General features: G+C 41.9%; 2 protein-coding genes. Both read left to right on the top strand.

Annotation, left to right across the window (positions count from 1 at the left end):
- The first annotated feature begins 259 nt into the window (after positions 1–259).
- Positions 260–1,063 carry a site-specific DNA-methyltransferase gene (locus G614_RS0124000; RefSeq protein ID WP_330367090.1) on the top strand — a complete coding sequence of 268 codons (804 nt, stop codon included), beginning with the start codon at positions 260–262 and terminating at the stop codon, positions 1,061–1,063.
- Positions 1,064–1,085: 22 nt separating this feature from the next.
- Complete coding sequence (locus G614_RS0124005; protein ID WP_027643890.1) at positions 1,086–1,379, top strand: hypothetical protein; 294 nt, start codon at positions 1,086–1,088, stop codon at positions 1,377–1,379.
- The last annotated feature ends 78 nt before the right edge of the window (positions 1,380–1,457 follow it).

Here is a 1,457-nt window from a genome sequence, read left to right on the forward strand (position 1 = left end):
GACATGCAAAGGACAAGGAACAATTAAAAGATATTATTCGCGAACTCAAGCAAGAATTGGATTTGCGTAAGATTGATTTTAATAAGCAAAACTGATATTTCCGGACTTGGTTTAAAGCCAGGGTATTGTATCATAAGTTGGTAAAGTTAGGATTTGAGAAAGGAGACCGGAGCGGTGGCCACCGTAATGGGATATCCCGGCTCTTTCTGAAAAAATGAAATACACCAAAAAAGTAAAATGTGAGATATACAGAGACAATATGCAGAATTACAAAAAATATGCAATCCCTCCAGCGCAGCTGATTATTGCGGATGTACCGTATAACGTAGGAAATAACTTTTATGGATCGAATCCAATGTGGTACAAAGGAGGGGATAACAGGAATGGGGAAAGCAGGCTGGCAGGGAAAGCGGCATTTAACTCGGACTTTAATTTCAATCTTTTTGAGTATTTCCACTTTTGCTCAAAGATGTTAAAAAAAGATGATGCGAAACCGGTGCAGCGTGGCCGCAGCAGTGATAGCCCGTGCATGATTGTATTTTGCAGTTTTGAGCAGATCCAGACATTGATTAAGGCAGCAGAAAAACATGGGTTTGTAAATTACATACCATTGGTTTTCTGCAAGAATTACAGCCCACAGGTGTTAAAAGCAAATATGCGGATCGTAGGCGCGACAGAATATGCCCTTGTGCTGTACCGTGACCGATTGCCAAAATTCAGAAACGGCGTGAGGACGGACGAGAATGGAAAGACGATCCCTGGTACAGGGCATATGGTGTTTAACTGGTTCCGATGGGAGAGGGATGGGAAAGACATTCCGAAAATCCACCCGGCACAAAAGCCGGTAAAAGTGTTGAAATATCTGATAGAAGTCTTTACGGATCCGGGAGATGTTGTGATTGACCCCTGCGCAGGAAGCGGAAGTACATTACGTGCTGCGTATGAGTTAGGACGGAGTGCATATGGCTTTGAGATTGACCGTACTTTTTATCAAAGGGCAAAGACTGAAATGCTGTCCTGGGAGCCAGACGATCAGATCAGTATGTTTGATACAGTAAATTGATATTTGGAGGAATAACCAATAAATGGATGATAAGCGCAAAAGCAATGTTATACAAGATATCACATTAGACGACCTGGCTGATTGTTTTAAGTGGGGAGTTGACTATGGATTATTACTTGCGGAACAAGAGCGCGACAGCGAAGATTTGTTAGATGCTGTTGTGTGTGCATCCTTTGCCAAAAGAATGAATATTCCGTCCTCTTTTGCGCAACGTAGACAGCCACATAGCGCAGCTTGGAGAAAAAAGATGGGTAGCGGGATGCTGAAATTTATTGATTTAGTAGCTAAATTAAGTCAACATTTTGAGGAGAAATGAACAATGGTAAAAATCCAAAAATGTAAAAGACATGGAGTCTGTAATGATTGCGGCAGACAGCAGTCGAATGATACGGAA

This window comes from [Clostridium] clostridioforme AGR2157, assembly GCF_000424325.1.
Taxonomy (GTDB): Bacteria; Bacillota; Clostridia; order Lachnospirales; family Lachnospiraceae; genus Enterocloster; species Enterocloster clostridioformis_A.

Excerpts from the sequence above, each read along its gene's own strand:
- G614_RS0124000 (WP_330367090.1), top strand. The coding sequence starts at position 260 with ATGCAGAATTACAAAAAATATGCAATCCCTCCAGCGCAGCTGATTATT.
- G614_RS0124005 (WP_027643890.1), top strand. The coding sequence starts at position 1,086 with ATGGATGATAAGCGCAAAAGCAATGTTATACAAGATATCACATTAGAC.